Here is a 26,720-nt window from a genome sequence, read left to right as displayed (position 1 = left end):
GTCATTCTAAATTCTAAATTCTTCAGGCAATATAGCAATCCTAAATCATTGGTGAAGAATTAAAGATTAAAAAATAAATCTGTAAATCTTACTATACCGTCAAAGCTGACTGCTGAAAGCTGATAGCGAACACCTCTTTTAATCTCACAACTCCCATAGAATTGCTATAGTTACTAAAATTGATGATTCCTTACCTTAAATAGATTTTAATTTTTATTTTGCACTCGTGTCTATTGAAATAAATCTATTAAATATAAATCAAGTTTTCCTAACAATTGAAAAAGTTTTTCCGCATAATTACTTAACTTTATCAAAAATTCATAATTCTCAAAAATAAAAGTTATTAAAAAATTCTCATATTTAGTAATTACATAACAACATACTTAATTGCTAATTATGAAAATTGATGAATATAGAGAAGATTTATAGATAAATTTATGATTTATTTAGTATGATCTATTATTATAAATATTAAAATATACCAAAAAAAGTAAAGTGTAACGAATATTACTAATTAAAAATTATGACTGAATCTTATTCAAATGGTACTGAAGAACAAATTCTCAATCGTGATGAAAGAGTCAAACAACTTAAAAATACTATTGACACTTTGCACATTGCAGAAGATATTTCCAAAAATGGTTACTTAATAACCAGCTCCGAATTAGCAGATTTAATGGATATTAATGCTAGTGCGGTAACAAGTAGGGGGGAAGAATGGGCATGGCGTAACTGGATAGTTTCTAGAGTAAGACGAGAAGGCAATCAAATTCTCTGGCAACTAGAAAGAGTCAATTAAGAGATTCTACAACTTTAAAATCAATTCTTATCCTTCTTCCCTCTTCCCAAATCTGCTACCCTAACCTATAAGATAACCCCTAATTATTATTAACTGTTTTCAATCTGCCAATAGTTTTATTTTCAGGGGTAAAAGTTTCTTTTGCTACTCGTTGAATATCATCGGCAGTGACAACAGAAATATCATCTAAACGAGTAAATAAATTACGCCAATCTCCTGTTTTTGCTTGATACTCCGCTAATAATTTTGCCATTCCAGCGTTAGAATTAACTCCTCTTAATAAACCAGCTTTTGCTTGAGTTTTCACTCTTTCTAATTCATCATCGCTGACGGGTTGGGTTTTTAATTTCTCGATTTCTGAATGTAAAGCAGTTTCTAACTCGTCAAGATTACGATTAGGGGCGGACATGGCATAAAATAACATTAAATTAGGGTATTTATCCCCCGGAAAACCGGTGAAACCTTGTGCCATTAAAGCAATTTGTTTCTTTTCCACTAAAGATTGATAAAGGCGAGAAGTGCGCCCATCGCTTAAAATTGAGCCTATCATATCATAAACTACATAATCAGGATGATTGGAGTCAGGTATGTGATAACCTTCAAGATAAATCGGTTGAGAAGGATATTCCACTGTCACTTCTTTGGTTTTAGTTTGCTTAGGTTCGTTTATAGTTAAATTAGCCGGTTTTGTGGTGGTAGGAAAACGTCCGAAATATTCTTGTGCCATAGTTTTAACTTCTTGGGGATTAACATCGCCCACAATGGCAATGGTAATATTACTACCGCCGTAATAAGTGTTAAAGAAATTTTGCACATCCTGACGAGTAAGATTTACTATATCTGTCTCATAACCAATAACAGGACGTTTATAGGGATGTTGAGTAAAAGCAGTATCTAAAAATGCTTCAACCATTTTGCCAATGGGAGAGTTATCCGTGCGCAATTTTCTTTCCTCTAAAATTACTTGTTTTTCGGTGTAAAATTCCCTAAATACTGGATTTAAAAATCGATCTGATTCTAAATACATCCATAATTCTAGTTTATTACTAGGAAAATTATAAAAATAGACAGTAGAATCCGCAGAAGTAGCGGCATTTAAACCTACTCCTCCTTCTAATTCGATAATTTGCCCTAATTCATTTTGATTGACAAATTTACTTGCCTGTGCATTTAATTCCCGTAATTGAGTTTCTAATTGAGCTAATTTTTCCTCATTACCTTCTTTTTTAGCTTGTTTAATTTCATCAAACACTTGATCTAATTTATCTAAAATAATCTTTTCTTCTTGATAGTTATTAGTGCCTATTTCTGAAGTACCTTTAAAGGCTAAATGTTCTAAAAAATGGGCAACTCCTGTTTTCCCATCAGGCTCATTTGCTCCTCCTACATCAACATAAGTTACAAAAGAAATAACAGGTGCTTGTTTATTTTCTAAGATAATAAATTTGATATTATTATCTAATGTAAACTCAGTAATATTAGCTTTAACTTTTTCTAAATAAGGTTGAATTGATTGATGCTCATTTATTAAAGATGTTTTTGCTAATACTGAACTAGGAAAAATATTCCAAATTAAAAAAGTTAATAAACACCATGTAAAAAATTTTTTTAACATTACTTATAGCTTAGAATTTACTACTAAAATTTATAATTTATAATCGATAATATTTATATTATATAGCCATAATTTAGCTATAAATTAATCATTTCTAATTACTAATTAGTTTTCTAATTTCAGAATAAAAACTGGTTTGAATAAGTTTTTTACTATCTTTAACCATAGTATGACGAAACTTTAAATTATCATTACCAAACCAAATTCTCTCTTCTATATACTGGTTATTTTCCTCAATAATTAGGGTTAAAGATTCGTCTTCAGCTAAAATATATTTACCGATTAAACCTTTATTATTCTTTAAAACTCTGAGAATTTTCCCGGTGTTATCATCATTTGCATCTCTAAAAATTAATATGACATTTTCACCCTGTTGTTTCGGCTTACCCCAATCTGGAGAATTCTCCCAACTAGAAGCTATCCCCCCGATACTTAAATCTAAATTCAGATGATACTGCCCAGATAATTGACTAATTTGTGAGTTTGTAGAGGATAAAAGATTAATCTTTACATTCGCTTTGCTATTGTCAACTTTATCCAGAGAAAGATTATAGGTAGTGCGTTGAGAAAACCAGTCACCGGCAGTTTGATCTAAAAAGGTATTGATATTCATTAAATGGTAAATTAAAAATATTTGTCAGAGCATGATCAATTATAAAGTATCAGTTTCTTTCTCATAAGACTTCCATGGATTAAAATTAATGAGAATATAAAATTTAATCACATTTACCCATAAATAATTATGATCATTTTACCCGGCACCGTAGTTACAGTTACAAATGTTAATGATATTTATTACCGTTTTGAAGGTTTAGTGCAAAGAGTCACCGATGGTAAAGCCGCCGTATTATTTGAAGGTGGCAATTGGGATAAACTGATTACTTTTAGGTTATCTGAATTAGAAATAGTTGATGCTAAAAAGAAATGAGGAATGAGGAATGAGGAATGAGGAATGAGGAATATTCAACCTCCTTGAAATGAATTTCAAAACCAAAAATTAGCGTTCAATAAATTGAACTAAAAGTCATATCTCATAGAGTTTTTACTTTATTTTAATGAAATTATCTCTTCTATCATTTTTCTCAAAAAAATTACGACATTTCTAGCATTTTTTGAATAGGTTTTAAGGCTTTTACTCGAATAGACTCAGTAATATTAATTTGTGGAGTGCGATTTTTTAGGGCAAGATAAACTTTTTCAAGGGTATTTAATCTCATATAAGGGCATTGATTACAAGCACAGTTGCTTTGAGGAGGTGCCGGAATAAATAATTTTTCAGGCGCATCTTTTTCCATCTGATGAATTATACCTGGTTCAGTGGCAATAATAAATTCTTTGGAGGTAGTTTGTAAAACATATTTTAATAAAGCCGTAGTTGAACCGATATAATCAGCATGACGTAAAATAGACATTTCACATTCAGGATGTGCCAAAATTTCTGCTTGAGGATGTTGTACTTTTAACTGGACAATTTTTTTCTCCGAAAAAGTTTCATGAACAATACAACTACCATCCCATAGTATCATCTCTCGCCCTGTTTGTTCGATGACATAATGCCCTAAATTTTGATCGGGTGCAAAGATAATACCCTGATTTTTAGGGATTTGTTTCACTATTTTAACGGCATTTGAACTAGTACAAATAATATCACTTAAGGCTTTAATTTCAGCACTACAATTAATATAAGAAATAACAAGATGTTCAGGATATTGAGCTTTAAAATCGGCAAATTTATCGGGAGGACAACTATCAGCTAAGGAACATCCTGCATTCAAATCTGGTAATAATACTAACTTATTAGGGTTCAAAATTTTCGCTGTTTCTGCCATAAAATGAACTCCAGCAAACAAAATCACATCCGCATCTGTGGAAGCAGCTTGTTGAGATAATCCTAAAGAATCACCGATATAATCTGCTATATCTTGAATATCTCCTTCTTGATAATAATGGGCTAAAATCACGGCATTCAGTTCTTTTTTAATAGTGGCGATGGCACTAAATAAATCTTGAGGAATATTATTTAACAAGGATTGATTAGGGGCAAAAGTGGCAGTAAACACAATTAACAGTTATCCTAAAAGAGTAAGTTAGAATTTTTATTCTAACCTATTTATAGTATTTTTTACCATAACTAATTCCTTAAACTCAAATTATTACCTTTTTAAGTAGATTAATCAATCTTCATCAGAGAAACGGATAATATCATCATCCCCTAAATATTCGCCGTTTTGAATTTCGATCATAATTAAAGGTATAACTCCAGGATTCTCTACACGATGACGAGTATTCATCGGCACATAAGTTGATTGTTTCGGTAGTAATAATCTTTGCTCTCCATTAAAAACTACTTTTGCAGTTCCTGCTACTACTACCCAATGTTCACTACGATGATAGTGCATTTGAGTACTAATGTGATGGCCGGGTTTAATTGTAATTTTATTGATACGATAGTTTTTACCATCTTCTAGAAGTGTAACAGTTCCCCAAGGAGGTGTTCTAGTATATTCAGTGTCTATTAATGTTTGATGATCTAAATCAATATTTCCTGTCATAAATTACTTTAAATTAAAATTATAATTTTATTTATAACTCAGATTTTACTATTTTTCTTTTGCGGAAATAAATATTACTTGAATTATTTTCTAAAGAATGTTATGATAAAAGACAATGTTAAGCGGACGTGGCGGAATTGGTAGACGCGCTAGATTTAGGTTCTAGTATCTCTGATGTGAGAGTTCGACTCTCTCCGTCCGCATTCTCTACATCTCTTATCAAATAATAGTTTCCACAACTTTCTTTTATATTAAATATTTTTTTTCAATTATTCTTCAACAGTTAAAAAAAACATTTAAATACTTATAACAAGTTACACAGCAATAAACGTAAGCTGTCTGTTTTTAAAAAAACAATAACATAAATACAAAGGTTTTAGAGTTATATAATACACTTTAAAAACTATATATTATAAGATTTAAGTCATAAACACAGACAAAAAACATACAACTATAACTGTAAATACGTTTAACTTTAATATTTAAAAGACTTTCAGAAATTAATAAACGGCGGAAATATAGGGTTCGTGTCATGAGGGGCAGTCAACGATTGAAAGCCTTATCATATAATGGTTTTAGCTTTTAGATTCCGAAAAATTGTCTTCCTTCTTTTTTTGCATTTTCGAAATAAAATTGGTGGTAATCAAATTGGTTTTGCACTTTTACTTAAATATTTTCAAATTCTGGCTCGTTTTCCCGATGTTTCTGAAAAAATACCATTAGTAATTATTTCTTACCTTGCCAATCAACTCAATCTCCCTGTTAGTTCCTATTCAGATTATAATTGGAAAGGTCGTAGTGCTAAAGTCTATCGGGCTGAAATTCGTAATTTATTCGATTTTAGAATAGTAACGACACAAGACTCAGAAGAAATGAGTAACTGGCTCATAACAGAAATATTACCGAATGAACAGAAGATTGAATATATAAGAGAAATTGTCTACCAACGATTTCGGGAGTTAAGGATTGAATCTCCTACAGCCGAGCGAATTGAACGTTTAATTCGTTAGGCCCTCTCAGTTCGGGAAACTCAATTATGTAATCAAATTTTCACTCAACTTACTGCAACCGTCAAACAAGAAATCGATCTTCTTCTCCAAACAGAGGAAAATGAAGATGAATTAACAAGAGAAAAAAAACTGAAAACCTCCGATTTTGCCTTTCTCAAAACAGATCCAGGACCTGTTGGCTTAGACAGTTTCTTAACTGAAATAGACAAACTAAAACGAATTCGCCAAATAGAATTACCACCTAATTTATTTCAAAAAATCTCTGCAAAAGTTATTCAAAAATATCGTCAACGAGCAGCTACAGAATCCCCTCATGATATACGACAACATCCAGAACCCATTCGCTACACATTGATGAGTGCTTTTTGTTGCCAACGTAGTCAAGAAATAACCGATAATCTCATTGAAATCCTAGCCTCTATTATCAAACGTATTGGAACAAGAGCCGAAAGACGTATTAATAAAGAACTGATTGAAGACTTCAAAGACGTAACATATGAGGATTAACACTAATTGGTAATCCTGCTACTATTCCTAATACTGAGATTAATGAGTTACTGTTATCCCTTGTAGAGTTAGGTAAAGCTCAACAAATACCTACTAAGAAAGGTATCAGAATCAAGGTAATGTAACCTATTTTTACTATGTATTAAAAAATATTGAAACATGGTTTATAGATAACGGCACAAAAACTAAAAAGAGATGAATTCTCTACTTTTAAAAAAGATGCTTTTAATTCTTTTCTGATAAAGGTTTTAAGCATTTTTATTTTTTTTACCTCTACTTTTACCTCTCCTTTTTGGAATGCTTACTGTATAAAAGTTTAAGGCATTATTACAACGTAATCGTAGATAAAGTAGAGAATTTTAGATATAGAGTAATCCTTTTTCTTGATTTGAGAATAAATGTTTATGTTTACATTTCACTTTAACAACACATATATCAAAGAATTAATAGATAAATATATAATACTAAATCTAAAGAGTATTAACTCGCAATTACTAAAATATTCTTTTATCAATTTTGAGTAAGATTTGAGTAAGAATTTAAGATTTAAGACTCAAGAAAGATTTAAACTCTTTACAGCATAAGATACGGAGAGAAAGCCTTTGACGAGGATTGAACTCGTGACCTCACCCTTACCAAGGGTGTGCTCTACCACTGAGCTACAAAGGCGAGTGGGCCGAGCTGGATTTGAACCAGCGTAGGCATAGCCAGCGGATTTACAGTCCGCCCCCATTAACCCCTCGGGCATCGACCCATTTGTTTTCACATTTATATAGTATAACTCATATTTTTAAAAATGCCAATAAAATTTTTGATAAACTCTGTAAATTCTTGGGTAATTAAGCCGATGGGAAAATTTGGGCAGTTTTGGGTATAATATCTAGTTTCACTTTAGTGCCGACGGATAACGGAGTTTTAATATCTGTGCGAGCATGAAGTCTTTTCCCTGAATCAGTTTGTAAACAATAACGATATTCTCTTCCTAAAAATTCTCTTTCTTGAATTATGGTGACACCATTTTCATCAGGGTATAAAATTACGTCTTCTTGACGAAACATTAATTCTCCTTGACGAAAACTGCTAGGGGTATCGATACACCATTCACCTAATTCTGTACACCATAAGTCACCTTTTTTTGTCGCTTGTAAAAAATTTGCCTGAGTGACGAATTGTGCCACAAATTTACAGTCTGGGTTGGTATATATCTCTTCGGGGGTGCCTATTTGGACTAATTTTCCTTTTTCCATTACTCCTATTTTATCGGCGATCGCCATAGCTTCTTCTTGATCGTGGGTAACAAAAATAGCTGCGGTGTTAGTACTTTTGAGAATTGTGCGCACTTCATGGCGAAGTCTTTCTCTTACTTGTACATCTAAATTACTTAAAGGCTCATCTAATAAGATTAACTCAGGTTGAGGTGCTAAAGCTCTAGCTAAGGCAATTCTTTGTTGTTGCCCACCTGATAATTCGTGAGGATAACGTTTTTCAAAGCCACTTAAACCAACTAATTGCAAAGCTTCCGCAATTCTATTGTTTATTTGTTGATTATTAGGGCGAGGTTTTTTCGTTTTTAAACCAAAAGCAATATTATCAGCAACATTGAGATGAGGAAATAAAGCATAATCTTGAAATACCATCCCGGTATTGCGTTTTTCTGGTTCAACCCAGTTTCTACCTCCGCTAACAACAATTCTTCCTCCCAATTCAATTACTCCCTGAGAAGGTTTTTCAAATCCGGCAATAATTCTTAGTAAGGTAGTTTTACCACATCCGGAAGGACCTAATAAACCTAATAATTCTCCTTCTTGTAAATTAAAACTAACTTGATTAACCGCAGGAATTTGATTTGTGGAGAATATTTTACTAACTCCTTGAACTTTAAGAATTACTGATGCTGTCATGATTATACAAAAAACTATAGATAATTTTAATAAGAATTGTTCTCAATAATTTTAAATATATCATGAAATGAGGAATGAGTAAGCTAAAACTTTTGTAGCTTTTTTATGGTTTTAAGTAGCACAAAATACTAGGAGACTAGAAGACTCTTAAGACTAGGTGAAGGATTTATTTTTCATCAAATTATATGTAAACTTAAATGCGTTGAGTGCTTAATTGGAAGTTGGTAGGAAAATTTTAAACAAAAACCCACACTCTTATGTAAAAAGCATGGGTTTTATTTATTATTGATATTTTAATTCGGGAAAAGCGATTTATCTAAAACCAACCGCAGCTTGCCAAACAAAAGCTAATAACAAGAAGAATAAGGGGATAATGGGCAATACATCTACTAAAGGTTTAAAAATTTCATAAGCCTCTGGTAGTTTAGCCAATAACATAGTAGCTTCCATAATACAAATAGTTCCTTGCTAAACAGATTTTTCTAATTGGTAATCTATATTATCATTATGGGTGAAAAATCTCACAAATTCTTATTAAAACGTAATTGTTTATTTTTGTTTTGGTAATCCTAACATTTGAGAATTACTTTTACCTGGTGCTACCATCGGATAACAGTTTTCATCCCGTTTGACGTGAACATCTAGTAATACAGGTCCATCATGGGCTAACATTTCGGCGATGGCATCTGATAGTTCACTCCGGTGATGGACAACCATACCTTTAACCCCAAAAGCAGTAGCTAAAAGGGCAAAATTGGGCATTCCCACTTCCATGTTAGAAGAAGAATAACGCTCACCATAAAAAGTTTCTTGCCATTGACGAACCATTCCTTGCCAACCATTATTGATGATCACAATTTTAGCTTTAATGTTATATTGGGCTAGGGTAGCTAATTCTTGTAAATTCATTTGAAAACTAGCATCACCACTAATACAAATAACTTCTTCATCAGGTACAGCTACTTTTGCACCCATGGCCGCCGGTAAACCGTAACCCATTGTTCCTAAACCAGCACTAGAAATCCAACGGTGAGGGCCTGTTTTTAGGAATTGTGCTGCCCACATTTGATGCTGTCCTACATCAGTAGTGTAGTAAGCATTAGGAGCTTGATTTCCGACTTCTACAATCACTTCTTGGGGAGAAAGAGCATCATGGGGATGAGGTACTTCTAAAGGATAGTTTTGTTTCCAAGTGTCGATTTTTGCCAACCAATCTTGAGTTAGGGTATCTCTGGTGGGTAAATCTAATTCTCTGGCTCGTTGTAAAATTTGCTCTAAAACTTGACGTACATCACCGACAATGGGAACTTCTGGACGGCGAACTTTACCTACTTCCGCAGGATCTATATCTATATGAATTACTTTTGCAGAAGATGCAAACTCATCTAATTTACCAGTAACTCGATCATCAAATCTTGCACCAACAGCAATTAATAAATCACATTCACTAACGGCAAAGTTAGCATAAGCTGTACCGTGCATTCCTAACATCCCAACGGAAAGAGGATTATGTTCATCAAATGCCCCTAAACCCATTAAAGTAGTAGTAACAGGTAATTGAAAACGCTGTGCTAATTCCTGAATTTGGGCATGGGCATTGGATAAAATAGCACCTCCTCCGGCATAAAGTAAGGGCTTTTTAGCGGAAGCAATTAATTCAAGGGCCGCATTAATTTGACGGGGATTTCCTTTAACGGTAGGGCGATAACCTGATAATTTTACTGCTCCAGGATTGACTGGTACATATTCACATTGTTCTAAACCGACATCTTTAGGAATATCCACTAAAACAGGACCTGGTCTGCCCGTACTAGCAATATAAAAGGCTTCGGCAATAATCCAAGCAATATCTCGTGCATGACGAGCAACATAGGAATGTTTAACAATGGGTAAAGTAATACCGTAAATATCTGTTTCCTGAAAAGCATCTGAACCGATGGCAGCCCTTGACACTTGTCCAGTAATGATCACCATTGGAATAGAATCCATATGGGCGGTAGCGATACCAGTAACTAAATTTGTAGCACCTGGACCTGAAGTAGCGAAACAAACACCAACTTTACCAGTAGCACGAGCATAACCATCAGCCGCATGAGCAGCCCCTTGTTCGTGTCTAACGAGAATATGTTGTAATTCGCCTTTGGCTTCAAAACGATATAATTCATCATAAATTGGTAAAATTGCTCCGCCAGGATAACCAAAAATGTGCTTAACGCCATGACGACAAAGACTATCCATCAAAGCATAAGCACCTGTACATTGAAGAGGAATTACATCCGTAGATAATTTAAAAGAAGGAATATTAGAAGCTACCATAGATTTTCGTATTTAGCAATCTACAACTATGTCTATATCTTAATTGTAGAATTAGTTGCGGATTATGTGCTTAATTTTTCTTGATTTGTTACATACTTAGCCTCTATTTTAGCTCAATCGGTAAACGCAATAAATAGTGATCATACTAAATTCTAAATTCTTCGGGCAATAGACAACGGGGCATCGGGGCAATGGCTGAATTTTAAATTTTAAATTCTAAATTTTGTGTCATGTTGGTTATAAATGTCATAATATAGCGGAAGCGTTTTCGTAAAAAATAATGTTGAAAAAACTTTTTATCACTTCTTTAATGGGTTTATTCCTTACTACCGCAGTCAAACCTACCATTGCCGGTACAGTGGTAGAAAATATTGCTAATACTGGTACTTTTACCGTTGGTACTCCCATGAATGCTGTACCATATTCTTATATTAATGCCAATAAAGAATTAGACGGATTTTCCATCGATATAGTTAAATTAATTCATAAACAACTAGAAAAAGAATTAGGTAGAAAAATTGAACTCAATTTTGTGGAAGTTAATTCTATTCAAGAAACAATTCCTAAAATTATTTCAGGAGAAATTGATATAGCGTGTAATTTTGCTTTTACTTGGGAAAGAGACAAGTATGTTGACTATACATTAAGATATACCATGTCAGGCATTAGATTATTAGTTCCCAAAGGCAAATCTACCACTTCTTTTGCTGGAAAAAAAATCGGTATTCCTTCTCAAACCTTTGTGAAAGATGCTCTTAAATTAACCAATCCCGATGCTACTTTAGTTGAATTTGCCAATATAGAAGAAGGCGGAAAGGCTCTAAAAGAAGGTAAAATCGATGCTTTAGCTGGAGATACCATCATTTTAGACGGTTTGCGTCAACAACTTAACCCTGATGGATTTGAGCAGTTTCCACCTCTGTCTGAAAATCCCTATGCTAGATATGGTGTAGGTTGTATTGTTCCTCAAAATAATTCTACTTTCTTAAATATTGCTAACTATAGCATTGCCAGAATGATGGAAGGTTATCTCGTCAAAGATTCCGAAATGACTAATTTAGTTAATAAATGGATAGGCCCAGAAGGTGTAGTGTATATTGTTAGTCCTGAAATTATCCAGAATTTCTTTCAAAATACCATTGATAACCACGAACAAATTCCTTTCTCAGCTAAATAATTCTCTGATGAATATAGTTAAAAAAAAATATGAACATCAAAAATTTAACATGGTTAGGCTTTTTAATGATGTTATCTAGCCTTTCTATGGCAACAACAACCCTTGCTATCGATACTAATGTAAAATCGGCGGATGTCAGTAAAAATATTGAAACCCGTTTAAATCGCATTTCCGAAGCACTTAAAACTAGACAACAAAATCTATCGAAAAATATCCAAAACTATCCGGAAAATGAAATCTTATTAGGAGGATTTATTAACGGCGGCGGCGGTTGGAGAAACATTTCTGGTGGGGGCGGTTTCATCAATAATCGAGGTGGTGGTGGTTTCATCAATAATCGAGGTTGGGGTGATGGTGGTGGTTTTCTTAATCGCCGTTAATAATAGACACGAGTGCAAAATAAAAACTATGATCAAATTGGGATAGTTTAAGATCAATTTTATGCACTTTTCCCTCTTCCCAAATCCGCTCTTCCTGCGACTTCTGCAAGAAGTCTAATATATCTTTCTCAATTAACTTAAAAATATTTTATGAAGATAACAAATTTGACATGGCTAGGCTTTTTAATGACTTTATCTAGCCTTAGTATTGCCCCCAAAACTCTTGCAGTGAATACTGATAGTAAACCTGCTGACATAACAGAAAATATTGAAACCCGTTTAAATCGCATTTCTGAAGTCTTAAAAGCCATAGAAAAAGATTTATCTGAAGATACTCAAGTAGAAAATTATCTCAGTGATGAAACATTATTAGCACAAGGATTTATCAATACGGGTAGAGGAAGTTGGGCAAATGGTGGCCGCAATTGGCGAAATGGTGGTAGTTTTCTGAATAATAACAGAGGTGGTGGTTTCATTAATCAACCTAGAAATTTCCTTAATAATCGAGGTTGGGGAGATGGTGGAGGCTTTTGGAATCGCCGATAACAATTAATGAGGAATGAGAAATTATGAGGCAAGATACCTATTTCAAAATTATCAATTATTAATTACTTAAAAATGGTGATTACTGAAAATCAAATATCAGAAACATTAAAAGATACCTCAGAATTTGGACCTATTTCTTTAGTGATTATTCAACCTACTTCTTTTTGTAACTTAGATTGTGACTATTGTTATTTACCTGATCGACATTTACAAAATAGGTTATCTTTAGACTTAGTTGATCCTATTTTTAAAAGTATTTTTACCAGTCCTTTTTTTAGAGATAATTTTAGCGTTTGTTGGCACGCCGGTGAACCTTTAACCATGCCAATTTCGTTTTATAAATCAGCTTTTCAATTAATAGAAGAAGCTAACAAAAAATATAATAAAACTGATTTTTGTTTTAATCATTCTTATCAAACTAATGGTACATTAATTAATCAAGGATGGTGTGACTTTTGGCAAGAATATCCTGTTCATATTGGTGTAAGTATTGATGGTCCAGCTTTTTTACATGATACCCACAGAAAAAATCGTAAAGGTGGTAATTCCCATGATTTAACAATGCGTGGAATCCGTTATTTGCAAAAAAATAATATTCCTTATAATACCATTTCTGTCATTACAGAAGAATCTTTAAATTATCCTGATGAAATGTTTAATTTTTTTGCTGAAAATGAGATTTATGATCTAGCTTTTAACATGGAAGAAACGGAAGGAGTTAATGAATTAACATCTCTTAATGGGAAAAAAATAGAGTATCGTTATATTAAATTTATTGAGCGTTTTTGGCAGTTAGTTACTGAAAGTAAATTACCTTTTATTGTGAGAGAGTTTGAAATTTTAATTAGTTTAATTTATAGTGGTAATAGATTAAAAAATACAGATATGAATAAACCTTTTATGATTGTTAACTATGATTATCAGGGTAATTTCTCTACATTTGATCCTGAATTATTATCAGTAAAAACAGAAAAATATGGTGATTTTATTTTTGGTAATGTTTTAACAGATACCCTTGAATCTATTTGCGAAACTGAAAAATTTAAAGCTATTTATCAAGAGATGAATAAAGGGGTAAAATTATGCTCCGATAATTGTAATTATTTCGGTATTTGTGGCGGTGGTGCAGGTAGTAATAAATATTGGGAAAACGGCACTTTTGCTTCTACGGAAACTCAAGCCTGTCGTTATCGTATTAAAATTTTAACTGATGTTTTAGTAAGTGCTATGGAAAAATCCCTAAATTTATCAATAACCTAAGTTGGATAAGGATAAAGTCGCTTTTAAATATATTTACAGCGTTTTGGGATTACTTAGTTATGACAGTTTGAATGACTATATTAAAGGTAATAGACTTCTCCAGAAAATAGGGAGTGGGGAGTTCTTAGCAGGGAATAATAGGTTAAAATTGACAATTTATAAACAAGAATTAATTTAATTTTTAATTTTTACCAGATGTCTAATAATAACCTCAGTTCGATGTCAGAAACCTTTAAAAATAAGGGTTTAAGAGTCTTAGTTGACGAAATTTTACCCACCTAAAAGAATTAAGTTTAGTAAATAATTGTCGAAAATCAATTTTAATAATGTTTAAGTTTATTCTCTCCTAGTTGAATCGTCCCCTAGTCCACTAGTCTCATCTTCACCGATAATTTTATGTCGAACTCATATCTTGCACCTAGTTGAAAATTGGCTTGTGAGAGGGAGTAATGAGTAATGAGTTTCAGAATTGACACTAACAGCTATAAAATTGATTACCTCACTTTAGGCTATTAAGTATTTTTGTTCTGATGCAAGCAAGATCTTAGTCGAACTCAGGTAATAATAAGAGAATTTTTTTTGGTTTTAATGATAATTATTAAGATTATATCAAGTTCTGATAATTACTTAAATGATGCAACGCCGAATTTAAAGGGTAAAGGTGAAATTATCCACTAATCCTCCGGGTAATAAACAACCTCCTAAGGATCTTGATTCATAAGTACTAATTTCTGGAATAAATTCTTGAAAATCTGTTAAAGCTAATAAATTTTCACCAAAGAAAGAGTATAAAGAATCATCGAAGCGTAAATCTTTAATCGTTGCCACAATTTGCCCATTTTCTACCCAAAAACAACCATAACGAGTCATGCCAGTAATTTTGCCTAAAGTTCGATCACTCCAATTAAGATAGTGTAAATTAGACAGATATAACCCCCTGTCAATGGCTTTCAAAATTTCTTCTTCTGATAAACTGCCACTAGCTACTTCTGGCGATCGCAAACCTTCAAAACTACTAGCCCCATTAGATTTAAGGTTATATTCTAAGGCAGTGCGACTGCTAATTAAAGTATTAACCAATTTACCCTCAACAATTAAAGGTAATTCATCAGGAGACATTTCCCCAAAATCATTAAAACGAGGAGTATTACCACTATGAAAATTCTCTTTAAGATTGAATAAGGGTGAAAGACTTTCTCCTTGACGCAATTTAGCGAAGGCGCTACCCCCTTGACGTAAAGAAGATTCACTAATCGCACCCCAAGAAAACATCCCCAATAAATCAGCCATCGCCGCTGGTGCTAAATAAGTGCGATAACTACCTGGTTTCACCTCATGGATGGGTAAATTTAACTGTTGCAATTCCTGTTTATGATAGTTAATTTGATGTTGATATTTGTCTAAATCCCAATGACGAGAAGAAAAAGTGCCTTTAATTGCTTTATGATTAGCATTAATTAAAGAATAATCAATAAAAAAAGAATCTGTTGCAAACCAATGTTTTTGCCCTAAAGAATTATAATTTGCACTAATGATTGAACCTCCCGTATAATAACCGGTAAAATCTAAACCTTGTACTGGTGCTAAAATTGTTTCAATAACAGAATCGGAAGATAATAAATTACCATGATAAACTTCATGAGAAGAGCCTTTATTTTCTGGCAAAACAATAAAAGGATCTGGTGGTAAAATAATAATTTCAGTTCTTAAATAAGCTAAATTTTCTAAAGCTATTTCTAGATCATTTTTCTCATTTCCAGTGAGGGGAAAATTAGCATAAACAATTCGGTTATTTGCAATTAATTTTAAACAAACTTGAGCATCTATAACGATTCCTGTTTGTCTAACTTTTCCATTATTAAACCTCACAAAATGACTATGTTCAGCTTTAAATTGTACAATTAAATATTCTTCTGCTTTTAACTCATTAAATAATTTTTCTGTGACTTCATTAAAAGATTTTTCCCAATTTTTATTCGTGGATAAACTAGACATAATTACAACACAATTAAATATTAAAATATAACGATAGCATTAAACTAATCTCTGTTAACATGATTACTTCTAAGCCTTGTTTTTGTAAATTTTTGACAGCTGATTTAGAAGATACCTATAGTTATAGTTATTTCAGTTCATTTTAAGACAGTTTGTCAAGCAAAAATACCCATTGTATATAGCTAAGAGAATTTGATAATGTCTCGTTCTTATTTGAAACGACTATATTTCTTAATTATATGTCAACTATGATAAATTACTACAACGGAAGGTTTTGGGGGTTCATTTTGTTGTAAACTAGGCCAGTTTGAGCCTTGTGGAATCGTCCTTGTTTGAGTAAACTCTTCCCCATCGGTGGTTAAAATTGACATTTCTACTATTTTATCTAGGTTATCTTTCCTGATACCATTTTTTTCTGCTGGATGTTGAATGGCTAAAAAGAGGGTTTTTTGATCTTTTGTGAAGTATAACCCCGTACCTTCAGCTTCCATCGGTACAATCCCAAAAGGATAGGCTTTTCCGGCATTTTCCCCCGATAACGGTATATACCAAATAGAATTATTACCTAATGCACTCGTTGTACTTCGATCGCCTTTTGATAGATTTTGTGAGCTTGTAGGCATATCCGTTACCATCCATAAATCTCCATTAGCATCAAATTCGATATTATCAGGATTAGCGAAGCCCATACCACCTTTTGAAGGTTCACCACCTACTGCAAGAATATTCCATGTAAAAGTCATAGCATCAGGTTGATTATCAGTTTCTTGGAGACGCATTAAACAACCATATTGGTACATTTTCCCTTGACTATCACTAAAAATACGTTTGTCAGGACTGCCTTCACTTCCGGCGACTCCTGCGGTATAAGCAATAACTAAGGAATTATCTATGGGACTTAATTCTACATCTTCAGGACGAGCACCACAAGTACCACCAACAACATTCGCTGCAAAGTGAGCATCAATTAATATCACTCCTTGTATTTCTTTTTGAGTTTTTCCCACATATAAATCCCCTAATTTCCGATATTTAGTCTTAAAATCATCTAATTGAACTTGATTTTTTACAGCTATAAAACCACCTTTTTTCCTGTCAGGGTTAGGAATAGTTAATAATCCCCCCTCTAAGTGCTGCAAAGCAACGGGATTGATAGGTGTATCTGGTTGTAAGGCTATCCATTCCCCTTTACCATCTTCTGACATTTTCGCAACATATAACATCCCGTCTTGCAGTAATTCCGAGTTTTTTTTATCCCTAGGATTAACAACTTTTCCCTTTGAAACAAATTTATATAAATGTCCTCCCGTGCGATCGCATCCAGAATAAAATACGACTGGTTGATTTTTTTTGGCTCGAATAGCTACTGCTTCATGACGAAAACGACCTAACCATGTATGTTTTGTGCCATAATCATTCATGTTGGTAGGATCAATTTCCACCATCCAACCGTATTTATTCCCCGCTAAACCAAAAGGATTACCTTGCCCACTTAAACCACTGACAGGGGTTGATTCTGGGAAAAAAGAAGTGCCGTCAGCCATAATACCTTCAGTTACATAATTTTGGAAATTTTCTTCAGCACTAAAAACTGTACCCCAAGGTGAAGTACCACCTGCGCAATTGGCAAAAGTGCCAATAATTTTATTACCTAAATTGTCAATATAGCCTAAGCCTTCTGTTTTTGTAAAGATAGTTGTAGCAGCCCCTGTTGCTAATAAATAACGGTTATCTTTCCATCCTGAAATTCCAGTAATGCGCCGATCGTTTTTACTATAGGTGCGTTCCCATTTACCATTATTATCCTTTTTAACCGAAATGATACCTACACCTTGATCTATTAATAATTCAGCAAAAAATTCTTGAAATTGTAATTTAGCTGGGTTATCCTCAGCAAGGGCAAAAATATTTAAAGCCTGTCGATTTTGATTCGCTTCTGTTAAAATATCTAGCACCTCTTTTGAGAGAGATTTATTAATTACAATTTCATAAGTTTGCAACCAAGGAATTGGACTAACATATTCAAAATTTACCACTAAAAAACCCTCATTAGGCCTAGTTTCGATTAAAGAAAGATAATCATTGTTATAACCAAAACGGGAATCTCCGACTTTATCGCCCCAAGAAGCAATAACATCATATTTAAAACCTTCTGGTAAAATTAAATCATCTTCAACTTTATAACTGTGATAAATTTGTTTTTGTTGTTGATTATTAAGATTATTAATTTCCAAAGGAATAGGATATTTTATCGGTTGAAAATTACTAAAAGAAGTATTTATGTTGATAGATGTTTTTGCTTGTAAATTATCTTTTAAGATTGAATTACAAGCTGTAGTAGCTATTCCGATTCCTAAAAAGGTTAAAAATTCTCGGCGTTTAAATTTCATAATTAATCTTAATATAGCAATCCTATATGATTCGTGGCAAAGTAAATATCAACTATTTGGATGCAAGGAGTTTAAACCCCTTGTTAAATAATGATTATAGAGTTTTTTATTCCTTTTAAATATCTCACAACCTGTTGAGAAATTATAGTACTCTAATGTTATTCTGGGTTTAAAATTCGATTAAGAACTTTTTAACTCACTGGCTAAATGTTATTCCTTTTTCTTCCAAAATACGAATAAAATATTCTTCTAAAGAATCTCGATTTAAAGTGAGACTAATTAATTTACTGTCGGTGTTTTGTAAATAACTTAAAAATTCTTTTTCATTATTTTGTAATTCTCCAGTGATAAAATCATTTTCTTTTTTGATATGGTTTAACCATTCTTTAAAATTTTCTTCTTTTCCACCTTTTATTATTACATGATAACTCTCTTTTTTTCCTAGAATTTCATCTAATGAACCAACATTTAATAATTCTCCTCGGGCTAAAATAGCAATGCGATCGCATATTTTTTCGACATCAGACAAGACATGAGAATTAAAAAAAATAGTTTTACCTTGTTTTTTTAAAGAGAGTATAATTTGTCTAACTTGATAACGTCCCATAGGATCTAAACCAGACATTGGCTCATCAAAAAAGACAACTTCAGGATCATTAATTAAGGCTTGTGCCATGCCAACTCTTTGCAGCATTCCCTTAGAATATTGTCTTAATTGTTTTTTTTGTGCCGTATTTTTAGCTAATCCGACTAAATCTAATAAGTGTAAAATTTTCTGAGATTGTTGAGATTTAGGAATCTGAAATAAATCTGCAATAAAACCTAAAAATTCCCAAGCCGTTAAGAAGTCATAATAATAAGCATTTTCTGGTAAATAACCAACTCTTTGCTTAACAGTTTTATCACCTAATGGTTTTCCTAATAATAATCCTTTTCCAGAAGTTGATCGAATAACACCCAATAAAATCTTTAATAAGGTTGTTTTTCCGGCACCATTAGGACCTAATAAACCAAAAGTTTCCCCTTGATATACTTTTAGGGTACAATCCTTAAGGGAAGGTACTTTAGTATTCATCCAAAAACCGGTACGATAAACCTTATTTAATTGATAAGTTTCGACAACGGTAGGTTTATTTGAAGTATCAAGAGAAGAAGGTATATTGAGAGTAGAAATCATGTTATTTTCACCATATCAAATCAGGAAAAATTTTTTCTTTCTATTTAATTATAAATTAAGATGATGGTAGAAATTCAAAGGAATGTTATCTTCAGAAATTTTCTGAATAAAACTTGACATTGGATTAATAATTGATATACTTTCTTCATCATCAATCAGGTTGACTGTCATATTTCGTCAATCTATGGTTACTATTTTTAGAAGTTATAAAATATTTCAGTGTCTATTTTTAACCCTAGTTCTCTCAATTCTAAAACTGTGTCACCTAATTATCAATCAGAGAAATATACCCCTGTTTTGGCATTAAAAGAGTTGGTAGCTAGTTTACAAAGAGAACAAAATAAAATTCAAAATTTGCTAAGTTCTCTGAGTTTTGCTTTACGCAGTTTTAATAATTTGAATCAGTTTTTAGAATTAACCCCTTTAATGGTTGCTAGAGTTACTGATGCCGAAGGTGGTGCATTAATACTGTACCATGGTAATCATAAAGTTAACTTAGAGCATATTTATTGTCAAAATACTCTATTTAGAGATGAAATTAATAATTATTTTCAAAGTGTAATTAATGATATTAATAACTATCAAAAAAAACATCAAGAAAATCCAGCTAATTTTCCTAATATTGATTGTTTTTCAAGGTTTGTTGAAGATAAATTGAAGGAAAAACTTACCCCCTTATTAAAAGTTTTTAGTACCCCAATTTTAATTAAGAATATTGAAAAAGGACGTTTATATATTTTCAGTCAAGATTCTGACTATTTATGGACACAAACTAGGAAAAAATTAGCTCAATTAGTAGCAGATCAAACCGCCGTAGCTATAGCCAATCATGAATTAACCATAGAATTGAGATCAAAAGAAAGACAAGATAGAGAATTAGAAATTGCCTCAGAAATTCAGTTAAGATTATTACCTCGAAAATGTCCTATCATTAAAGGATTAGAAGTAGCAGCTAAATGTGAGACAGCAAATCGTGTGGGAGGTGATTATTATGATTTCATCCCGGTGAATTATGATCAATGGGATGAGCATACTGCACAGATACCGAATGCACCCTGTGAGCCTTGGAGCATAGTGATTGGAGATGTAATGGGTAAAGGTGTACCAGCAGGGTTAATTATGACAATGACAAGGGGAATGTTACGAGCAGAAGTTTTAAACCGTCATTCTCCGTCTAAAGTATTAAAGCATCTGAATCGAATAATGTATGCAGATTTAGATAATTCTCATCGTTTCGTCACTTTATTTTATTCAGAATATAATCCTCAAACTCATATTTTACGCTTTGCCAATGCGGCTCATAATCCTCCTTTATTATGGAGAAAAAAAACTGAGGAAATTATCAGATTAGACACCGATGGAATGTTAATAGGTTTAGAGCCTAATTCCCAATATAAAGAAGACACTATTAAACTAGAATTAAATGATATAATTCTTTATTATACCGATGGTTTAACCGATGCAGTGAATCAAAATAATCTCAGATTTGATGAAGATAATTTACATATTTGTTTTAATTATGCTTGTCAAAATTATTCAACTCCAGATGAAATTCTTAACTATATTTTTCGAGAGATTAAACATTTTATCGGCATTGGGCATGAAAATACGGATGATATGACTTTAATTGTCGTTAAATTTAACCCCAACGATTCAATTATTTGTGCTTATTAAACTTTGAGGAGAAAAAATTTTAGTTGGTAAAAAAAGATTAAGCCCTTTGCGTCTTTGCGAGACAATTTATGATAACTATTTAAATAAACCTAATATAGCAGAAAACAAGTTGATTAGGATATTATGAAACCCCAAACAGTAACTATAATCTATATTATACCTTTGCTCTTTGTCCTTTGCCCCTTGCCGTTTGCTATATAATTTAATTTTTTGATCAAGTTATGATAAAAAAGTCTTTTAAAAAAAGTAATGGGTAATAAATTAATTGTTTTCAAAATCGGTGAGGGTAGTTTTGAATCAGGTTTTACCCTGAGTATTCGTCTTAGTCAAGATGACACCAAAGAATTGTTAGTAGAAACTGAAGGTAGATTACCTCCTGCCCCAAATCTTTATCAAAGTTATAGTAATTGGCAATCTAGTTATCGAAATTTATCGGTTTCCTTACGTTTAGGTGCAACAGAAACACAAGTAACTAATGTAAGTGTTCGTGAGTGTAAACAATATATTAATACTCTACAGATAGATCTCAATCAATGGTTACAACATTCTCAAGTACAATCCCTATTATTAGATCTTTTTCCTCATCTCCATCAACAAGATTTAATTCGTTTTGTGATTCAAACTGCTGATGTGCGTTTATGGCAGTTACCTTGGCATTTATGGACTATGTGGCATCGTTATCCACAAACAGAAATTGCTCTGAGTAAACCTAATTGTCAAAAACCTAATCGCAAAGAAAACTTAGATTATTCCCGTAAAGTGAGAATTTTAGCTATTTTAGGCGATCGCCGAGGGATAAACGTAGAAAGAGACAGACAGGTTTTAAATAGTTTAGCTAATGCAGAAGTAGTCTTTTTAGATCAACCCAATTTATCAGAATTAACCCCATTATGGGAGCAATCATGGCAGATTTTATTTTTTGCAGGACACAGTTCTAGTAAAAATAACAATGAATGTGGTTTATTGCAAATTAATCCTTACGAAACCATTGATATTCAAAGATTAAAAAATACCCTCTCCAAAGCCATTCATAACGGTTTGGAATTGGCGATATTTAACTCCTGTGACGGATTAGGGTTAGGGTTTACTCTCGCAGATTTACAACTCCCTCAAACTATTATTATGAGAGAAGCAGTACCAGATGAAGTGGCTCAGGAATTTGTAAAATACTTTTTACAAGCCTACTCCGAAGGAGAAACATTATATCAAGCCGTCAAAGATGGAAAAGCGAAAATACAAGACCTTTATCATCTCGAAGAACAAGCTCCGGGATCATCTTGGTTGCCCGTTATTTGTCAAAATTTAGCAGTAAATCCGCCTTTATGGTCAAATTTAACCAAAAATAAATTTAAAGCCCCAAATTTTGCATTTAACAAGATTTTCAAATTTATTTTGCGTCAAAAAACAATTTTATTAAGCACTGTTGCAATTATCCTAATTATCGGATTAGTATTAACAACATTAACTTTCATTAAAAAACCACTTTTAGCACGTCCGATTCGTAAACCGTTAAAAAATAGTTGTGAATGTCCTTATGATATAGATGGAATGGGGAGACAATGTGGAAATAAATCAGCTTATAGTCGCCCTGGTGGTACTACTCCTGTTTGTTATATTGGGGATAAAATGAAGTAGGGTAGGATGTGCATCGCTATTAGACGGAATTGCAGAATTGAAGAAATTGGTAGAGGTTTAAGTAGCAGTACAAAATAAATTGATCTGAAAGTTATATAATATAAGGTTGATAGTTGATTTTAATAAACGTTATCTGTAAGCTCTTAACAATATTATGTCTAAGAAAGTTAGTTTAATTGTTGCCATCCTCTCAATTCTTACAGTGTTAGATTCTTCAGCACAAAGTCAAGAAATAACTGTTGATGGTAATACTGCTACTATTGTAACTAAAAATGGCGATCGCATAACCATAGATGGTAACACTTTATCCAGAGACGGAAAAAACTTATTTCACAGTTTTCAAGAATTTGGCTTAACGAGGCAACAAATAGCTACTTTTCTAACAAATCCGAATATTCAAAATATTTTAACCAGAGTGACAGGAGGAAATCCGTCTTATATTAACGGCTTAATGGAAGTTGTGGGGGGTAACTCTAACCTGTTTTTAATGAATCCTGCGGGTATTGTTTTTGGGCAAGGTGCTAGTATAAATGTTCCTGCTGATTTTACTGCCACCACAGCTACTGGTATTGGTTTTAATAATGGCATATTTAACGCTATTGGCAATAATGATTATCAAAACTTAACAGGCAACCCTACAAATTTTATCTTTAATCATAATCAACCCGGAAGCATCATCAACGCTGGAGATTTAAAAGTAGCCCAAGGGAGTAATATCAATCTGATAGCGGGTAATGTCATTAATACTGGCACTATTGAAACTGCTAACGGTAAAATCAACATACAAGCGGTGCAAGGCACATCAAGGATAAAAATAACCCCAGAAGGTAGTTTATTGAGCTTAGAGCTTGATTTACCTAAAGATGAGCAAGGAAATTTAATAGGGTTCACCCCCCAAGATTTACCTACTTTACTGACAGGAGCAAATAAAACTGAAAATAGTATTTTAAATGTAACAATTAAGAACAATCAAGTACAAGTAGCTAATACTAATATCCCCAATGAAACAGGGGTGGCGATCGCATCTGGAAAAATTAGCACTTCCTCAGAGAATAAGGGAGGAGAAGTTACCATATTAGGCAATAAAGTTGGAGTTATAAACGGTGAAATCGAAGCCAACGGAAATAGAGGAGGAGGTAAAGTTTTAATTGGGGGGGATTATCAAGGAAAAGGCACAATTGCTAACTCTCAAACTACGATAGTTAATCAAAATTCTATCATCAAAGCTAACGCTACGGTTAATGGTGATGGAGGAAAAGTAATTGTTTGGGCAGATAATAACACTTCTTTGACAGGAAAAATTGAAGCTAAGGGAGGATATTTGGGCGGTAATGGAGGATTAGTAGAAATATCAGGAAAAGAAAACCTTTACTTTAATGGAGAAGTCAATACTAACGCTAGTGATGGCAATGTCGGTTTATTACTCTTAGATCCTTTGAATGTTATTATAACCAATGGGAGAGAAGGCAATAACGATTCAGCTATATCTGATGGACAGATTTTAGCAGGAGAAGATCCACTTTCTGATTATATTATCTCAGAATTTGCCTTAGAAAATTTATCAGGTACAACTAATGTTTTAATTGAGGCTACGAACAATATCACCGTAGAAGACTTAAGCGATAATAGTCTCACTTTTTCTTCTAATACTACCACTGGCTCGACTCCTCGCACCTCAGTTACTTTTACTGCCGATGCTGATAATAACGGGGTAGGGGATTTTTCTATGAATAGTGGGGATAAAATTGTAGGCATAGGGCGAGATGTTAACATTTCTGGTGCTAATATTACTTTAGGAGTAGTTGATACATCAATACCAGAAGACAATCCTAGCACTCCTGTAAATGAAGCCAACGGAAATGCTGGTAACATAACCATTAACGCTACTAATAATGTTGCCATTGAAGGGCAAAGTTTGACAGTTAATAGCATTCCTTATAGTTTAGCTAGTTTTATCTCTAGTGGTGGAATCGGTAATGCTGGTAATATTGTCATCAATAGCAGTAATGGCTCAATTTCTCTAACTGCCAATAATGGTAATATAATTACCCAAACTGATAATGGCAATGCAGGTAATATTCAACTAAATGCACCATTAGGGAATATAAATTTAGCCACAAATATTCAACTGAGAAGTTTAAGTTTAAGCGGTGGTAATAAAGGCAATGTTATTTTAACATCCAATACAGTGCAACCTTCAGGAGTTGATAGTAGTATAGATTTTTTGATTGATAATGCGGCTAGTCTTAACATTAACAACTTTAATGTAAATATTAATAATTCTTTGAATACCTCTATTTTTCCCAACTCAAGCATCAATATCAATGGCAATAATTTTCAGCTAACTAAAAATATCAATAGTAATGGTGTGAATGTTAATGTAAATTCTAATGGTTCAATTTTCCTCACTTCTGACTCTTCAATTATCTCTAATGGTGGTGAGATTAACTTAAATGCTTCCGGGGGAATTACCACTGGGGTAATAGATTCTAGTAGTCAAACAATAGGAGGGGCAATTAATCTCACTGCTGGAAATAATATTAGTTTAGGTTTAATTAAAGGAGGCTCTACTACTCAACAAGGAAATCCTATCATCATTAACACTCCGAGTCAAGTGCAATTATTAGCGACATTTGAACCACAAGGGGCTGATACCATTATCGGCAATGTGACTCGTGTTAGTAATTTTATCTCTCCTAACAATCTCAATACCAATGGTGGTAATTTTACCCTTAATACTTCCACTGATTTTATTCAAGATTTTGCCATCTTCACTCAAGGAGGTAATTTTAACCTTAACAGTTTAGGGAATGTAGCCATCAATAGCAGTATTGATACCGATGGTGGTAATATAACAGTAACAGGAATTGCCTTAAACTCATCAGGAGTATCTACACCCTTTGATAGTAGTAATGCGAATGGAGATGGTGGAGATATTACTCTCCTTAGCAATGGTGGAGAAATCAACGTTAGTGGCTTATTTACTAATTCATCCATAAGTAATGGTGGAGAGATAAATATAACGGCGATAGCAGGAGGAGTTAGTCTTGGTAATGTGAATACCTCGGGAGAAATAACAGGAGGAAACCTGAATCTTAACGCTAATGGCAATATCACCAACAATGGATTAATAGCCATAGAAGGGGAAACTTTTCTCAATGCTAATGGTAATAACATTATTCTTGATAATATCAGTAATGATTTTCAAACAGTTAACCTTCAAAGTGCTAATAACGTCATCCTTACAGATATTAATGATTTAACCCTTGCCAATGTTGATAGTTTAGGTAATCTTATCAACATCTCTATTTTAGGAGATTTAGATCTCAGAGTTACTGATACAACTAATATAAGAAGTAATATTCTAGCTGATAATATTTTGACTGGTAATACTGGAATAACTATCATAAATACAGATAACATTGCGACATCCGGAAGTCAAACTTATAATAACCCCATTACTTTTAATCAAAATACTATTTTTGATAGTGGAGGTTTATTTAGTAGTCGAGACATAACAGGAATTGGTGATAATCTTAATATTGATAGCAATATCGGGATAATCTTATCAGGCATTGTTGATACTTCTAATAGTGAGGGAAGTGGCGGAAATGTTACTTTAACTTCTATGGGGGATATTATTACTCAAAATATTAATAGTTTTGGAAGTTTAAACGGTGGTAATGTCACTATCAATAGTGATGGTAAAATTGCTATTAATGGAATATTTGCTGATGCTAATAATACTAATGGACAAGGAGGAAATGTTAATCTTATCGCTAAAGG

20 protein-coding genes and 3 tRNA genes are annotated in these 26,720 nt (G+C 32.9%); 11 read left to right on the top strand and 12 right to left on the bottom strand.

Features of this window, described 5'->3' with window-relative positions:
- The first annotated feature begins 523 nt into the window (after positions 1-523).
- On the top strand, positions 524-799 hold the full coding sequence (locus tag FWJ34_RS00350) for a hypothetical protein (RefSeq protein WP_308253251.1): 276 nt from the start codon (positions 524-526) through the stop codon (positions 797-799).
- A gap of 79 nt (positions 800-878) precedes the next feature.
- Here the strand turns inward: FWJ34_RS00350 and FWJ34_RS00345 are convergent, their stop codons facing one another.
- Together FWJ34_RS00345 and FWJ34_RS00340 are read right to left on the bottom strand one after the other, a co-directional pair.
- Positions 879-2,414 (bottom strand): pitrilysin family protein, encoded by a 1,536-nt coding sequence (locus FWJ34_RS00345; RefSeq protein WP_308253250.1) that lies wholly within the window; start codon positions 2,412-2,414, stop codon positions 879-881.
- Positions 2,415-2,508: 94 nt separating this feature from the next.
- Positions 2,509-3,027 carry a phycobiliprotein lyase gene (locus FWJ34_RS00340; protein ID WP_308253249.1) on the bottom strand — a complete coding sequence of 173 codons (519 nt, stop codon included), beginning with the start codon at positions 3,025-3,027 and terminating at the stop codon, positions 2,509-2,511.
- Between the two features lie 129 nt (positions 3,028-3,156).
- On the opposite strand from FWJ34_RS00340, the gene FWJ34_RS00335 reads away from it, so the two are divergent.
- Positions 3,157-3,342 carry an NAD(P)H dehydrogenase subunit NdhS gene (locus tag FWJ34_RS00335; protein WP_308253247.1) on the top strand — a complete coding sequence of 62 codons (186 nt, stop codon included), beginning with the start codon at positions 3,157-3,159 and terminating at the stop codon, positions 3,340-3,342.
- Positions 3,343-3,505: 163 nt separating this feature from the next.
- Here FWJ34_RS00335 and nadA read toward each other — a convergent pair whose 3' ends face one another.
- Together nadA and FWJ34_RS00325 are read right to left on the bottom strand one after the other, a co-directional pair.
- Positions 3,506-4,474: a quinolinate synthase NadA gene (gene nadA, locus FWJ34_RS00330; protein ID WP_308253246.1), complete on the bottom strand. Its 969-nt coding sequence runs from the start codon at positions 4,472-4,474 to the stop codon at positions 3,506-3,508.
- 114 nt (positions 4,475-4,588) lie between these two features.
- Positions 4,589-4,966, bottom strand: coding sequence for a phosphomannose isomerase type II C-terminal cupin domain (locus FWJ34_RS00325; protein WP_308253244.1), 378 nt, complete (start codon positions 4,964-4,966; stop codon positions 4,589-4,591).
- Positions 4,967-5,088: 122 nt separating this feature from the next.
- Here FWJ34_RS00325 and FWJ34_RS00320 point away from each other — a divergent pair.
- Positions 5,089-5,169: transfer RNA gene (locus tag FWJ34_RS00320), tRNA-Leu, on the top strand.
- 366 nt (positions 5,170-5,535) lie between these two features.
- Positions 5,536-5,976, top strand: a complete 441-nt coding sequence (locus FWJ34_RS00315) for a DUF4158 domain-containing protein (protein ID WP_308253242.1) — start codon at positions 5,536-5,538, stop codon at positions 5,974-5,976.
- Between the two features lie 1,104 nt (positions 5,977-7,080).
- Here FWJ34_RS00315 and FWJ34_RS00310 read toward each other — a convergent pair.
- From FWJ34_RS00310 to ilvB, 5 genes are all read right to left on the bottom strand, one after another.
- Positions 7,081-7,152 (bottom strand) — tRNA-Thr (locus tag FWJ34_RS00310).
- Between the two features lie 3 nt (positions 7,153-7,155).
- Positions 7,156-7,237 (bottom strand) — tRNA-Tyr (locus tag FWJ34_RS00305).
- 85 nt (positions 7,238-7,322) lie between these two features.
- Positions 7,323-8,384: an ABC transporter ATP-binding protein gene (locus FWJ34_RS00300; protein WP_308253241.1), complete on the bottom strand. Its 1,062-nt coding sequence runs from the start codon at positions 8,382-8,384 to the stop codon at positions 7,323-7,325.
- 312 nt (positions 8,385-8,696) lie between these two features.
- On the bottom strand, positions 8,697-8,834 hold the full coding sequence (locus FWJ34_RS00295; RefSeq protein WP_066348958.1) for a photosystem II reaction center protein K: 138 nt from the start codon (positions 8,832-8,834) through the stop codon (positions 8,697-8,699).
- A 99-nt stretch (positions 8,835-8,933) separates the two neighbouring features.
- The gene (gene ilvB / locus FWJ34_RS00290) at positions 8,934-10,700 is read right to left on the bottom strand and encodes a biosynthetic-type acetolactate synthase large subunit (protein ID WP_308253239.1); all 1,767 of its coding nucleotides are present in this window, start codon (positions 10,698-10,700) and stop codon (positions 8,934-8,936) included.
- A 280-nt stretch (positions 10,701-10,980) separates the two neighbouring features.
- On the opposite strand from ilvB, the gene grrP reads away from it, so the two are divergent.
- From grrP to grrM, 4 genes are all read left to right on the top strand, one after another.
- On the top strand, positions 10,981-11,877 hold the full coding sequence (gene grrP, locus FWJ34_RS00285) for an extracellular substrate binding-like orphan protein GrrP (RefSeq protein WP_308253238.1): 897 nt from the start codon (positions 10,981-10,983) through the stop codon (positions 11,875-11,877).
- Between the two features lie 29 nt (positions 11,878-11,906).
- Complete coding sequence (gene grrA, locus FWJ34_RS00280; RefSeq protein WP_308253236.1) at positions 11,907-12,257, top strand: GrrA/OscA1 family cyclophane-containing rSAM-modified RiPP; 351 nt, start codon at positions 11,907-11,909, stop codon at positions 12,255-12,257.
- 150 nt (positions 12,258-12,407) lie between these two features.
- Positions 12,408-12,803, top strand: coding sequence for a GrrA/OscA1 family cyclophane-containing rSAM-modified RiPP (grrA, locus tag FWJ34_RS00275; RefSeq protein ID WP_308253235.1), 396 nt, complete (start codon positions 12,408-12,410; stop codon positions 12,801-12,803).
- 72 nt (positions 12,804-12,875) lie between these two features.
- A complete protein-coding gene (gene grrM, locus FWJ34_RS00270) occupies positions 12,876-14,063 on the top strand; it encodes a cyclophane-forming radical SAM/SPASM peptide maturase GrrM/OscB (protein WP_308253234.1) in 1,188 nt (395 codons plus the stop codon).
- Between the two features lie 648 nt (positions 14,064-14,711).
- On the opposite strand, the gene FWJ34_RS00265 is transcribed toward grrM, so the two are convergent.
- The 3 genes from FWJ34_RS00265 to FWJ34_RS00255 all read right to left on the bottom strand — a co-directional run bounded on the left by FWJ34_RS00265 (position 14,712) and on the right by FWJ34_RS00255 (position 19,625).
- On the bottom strand, positions 14,712-16,058 hold the full coding sequence (locus FWJ34_RS00265) for a metallopeptidase TldD-related protein (RefSeq protein WP_308253233.1): 1,347 nt from the start codon (positions 16,056-16,058) through the stop codon (positions 14,712-14,714).
- Positions 16,059-16,300: 242 nt separating this feature from the next.
- The gene (locus FWJ34_RS00260) at positions 16,301-18,448 is read right to left on the bottom strand and encodes an alkaline phosphatase PhoX (RefSeq protein WP_308253232.1); all 2,148 of its coding nucleotides are present in this window, start codon (positions 18,446-18,448) and stop codon (positions 16,301-16,303) included.
- 196 nt (positions 18,449-18,644) lie between these two features.
- Positions 18,645-19,625: an ABC transporter ATP-binding protein gene (locus tag FWJ34_RS00255; protein ID WP_308253231.1), complete on the bottom strand. Its 981-nt coding sequence runs from the start codon at positions 19,623-19,625 to the stop codon at positions 18,645-18,647.
- Between the two features lie 219 nt (positions 19,626-19,844).
- On the opposite strand from FWJ34_RS00255, the gene FWJ34_RS00250 reads away from it, so the two are divergent.
- The 3 genes from FWJ34_RS00250 to FWJ34_RS00240 all read left to right on the top strand — a co-directional run.
- Entirely contained in the window at positions 19,845-21,299 is a 1,455-nt protein-coding gene (locus FWJ34_RS00250; protein WP_308253230.1) for a SpoIIE family protein phosphatase, read from the top strand.
- Positions 21,300-21,548: 249 nt separating this feature from the next.
- Positions 21,549-22,934 carry a CHAT domain-containing protein gene (locus FWJ34_RS00245; RefSeq protein WP_308253228.1) on the top strand — a complete coding sequence of 462 codons (1,386 nt, stop codon included), beginning with the start codon at positions 21,549-21,551 and terminating at the stop codon, positions 22,932-22,934.
- Positions 22,935-23,088: 154 nt separating this feature from the next.
- A partial coding sequence (locus FWJ34_RS00240) for a filamentous hemagglutinin N-terminal domain-containing protein (RefSeq protein ID WP_308253227.1) occupies positions 23,089-26,720 on the top strand: 3,632 nt, incomplete at its 3' end.

The sequence above is a fragment of the Geminocystis sp. GBBB08 genome, assembly GCF_016743215.1.
Classification (GTDB): domain Bacteria; phylum Cyanobacteriota; class Cyanobacteriia; order Cyanobacteriales; family Cyanobacteriaceae; genus Geminocystis.
This window is presented reverse-complemented; position numbering and strand designations above follow the sequence as displayed.

Coding starts and splice junctions, on each gene's coding strand:
- FWJ34_RS00350 (WP_308253251.1), top strand. CDS start 524: ATGACTGAATCTTATTCAAATGGTACTGAAGAACAAATTCTCAATCGT.
- FWJ34_RS00345 (WP_308253250.1), bottom strand. CDS start 2,414: ATGTTAAAAAAATTTTTTACATGGTGTTTATTAACTTTTTTAATTTGG.
- FWJ34_RS00340 (WP_308253249.1), bottom strand. CDS start 3,027: ATGAATATCAATACCTTTTTAGATCAAACTGCCGGTGACTGGTTTTCT.
- FWJ34_RS00335 (WP_308253247.1), top strand. CDS start 3,157: ATGATCATTTTACCCGGCACCGTAGTTACAGTTACAAATGTTAATGAT.
- FWJ34_RS00325 (WP_308253244.1), bottom strand. CDS start 4,966: ATGACAGGAAATATTGATTTAGATCATCAAACATTAATAGACACTGAA.
- FWJ34_RS00315 (WP_308253242.1), top strand. CDS start 5,536: ATGGTTTTAGCTTTTAGATTCCGAAAAATTGTCTTCCTTCTTTTTTTG.
- FWJ34_RS00300 (WP_308253241.1), bottom strand. CDS start 8,384: ATGACAGCATCAGTAATTCTTAAAGTTCAAGGAGTTAGTAAAATATTC.
- FWJ34_RS00295 (WP_066348958.1), bottom strand. CDS start 8,834: ATGGAAGCTACTATGTTATTGGCTAAACTACCAGAGGCTTATGAAATT.
- ilvB (WP_308253239.1), bottom strand. CDS start 10,700: ATGGTAGCTTCTAATATTCCTTCTTTTAAATTATCTACGGATGTAATT.
- grrP (WP_308253238.1), top strand. CDS start 10,981: ATGTTGAAAAAACTTTTTATCACTTCTTTAATGGGTTTATTCCTTACT.
- grrA (WP_308253236.1), top strand. CDS start 11,907: ATGAACATCAAAAATTTAACATGGTTAGGCTTTTTAATGATGTTATCT.
- grrA (WP_308253235.1), top strand. CDS start 12,408: ATGAAGATAACAAATTTGACATGGCTAGGCTTTTTAATGACTTTATCT.
- grrM (WP_308253234.1), top strand. CDS start 12,876: ATGGTGATTACTGAAAATCAAATATCAGAAACATTAAAAGATACCTCA.
- FWJ34_RS00265 (WP_308253233.1), bottom strand. CDS start 16,058: ATGTCTAGTTTATCCACGAATAAAAATTGGGAAAAATCTTTTAATGAA.
- FWJ34_RS00260 (WP_308253232.1), bottom strand. CDS start 18,448: ATGAAATTTAAACGCCGAGAATTTTTAACCTTTTTAGGAATCGGAATA.
- FWJ34_RS00255 (WP_308253231.1), bottom strand. CDS start 19,625: ATGATTTCTACTCTCAATATACCTTCTTCTCTTGATACTTCAAATAAA.
- FWJ34_RS00245 (WP_308253228.1), top strand. CDS start 21,549: ATGGGTAATAAATTAATTGTTTTCAAAATCGGTGAGGGTAGTTTTGAA.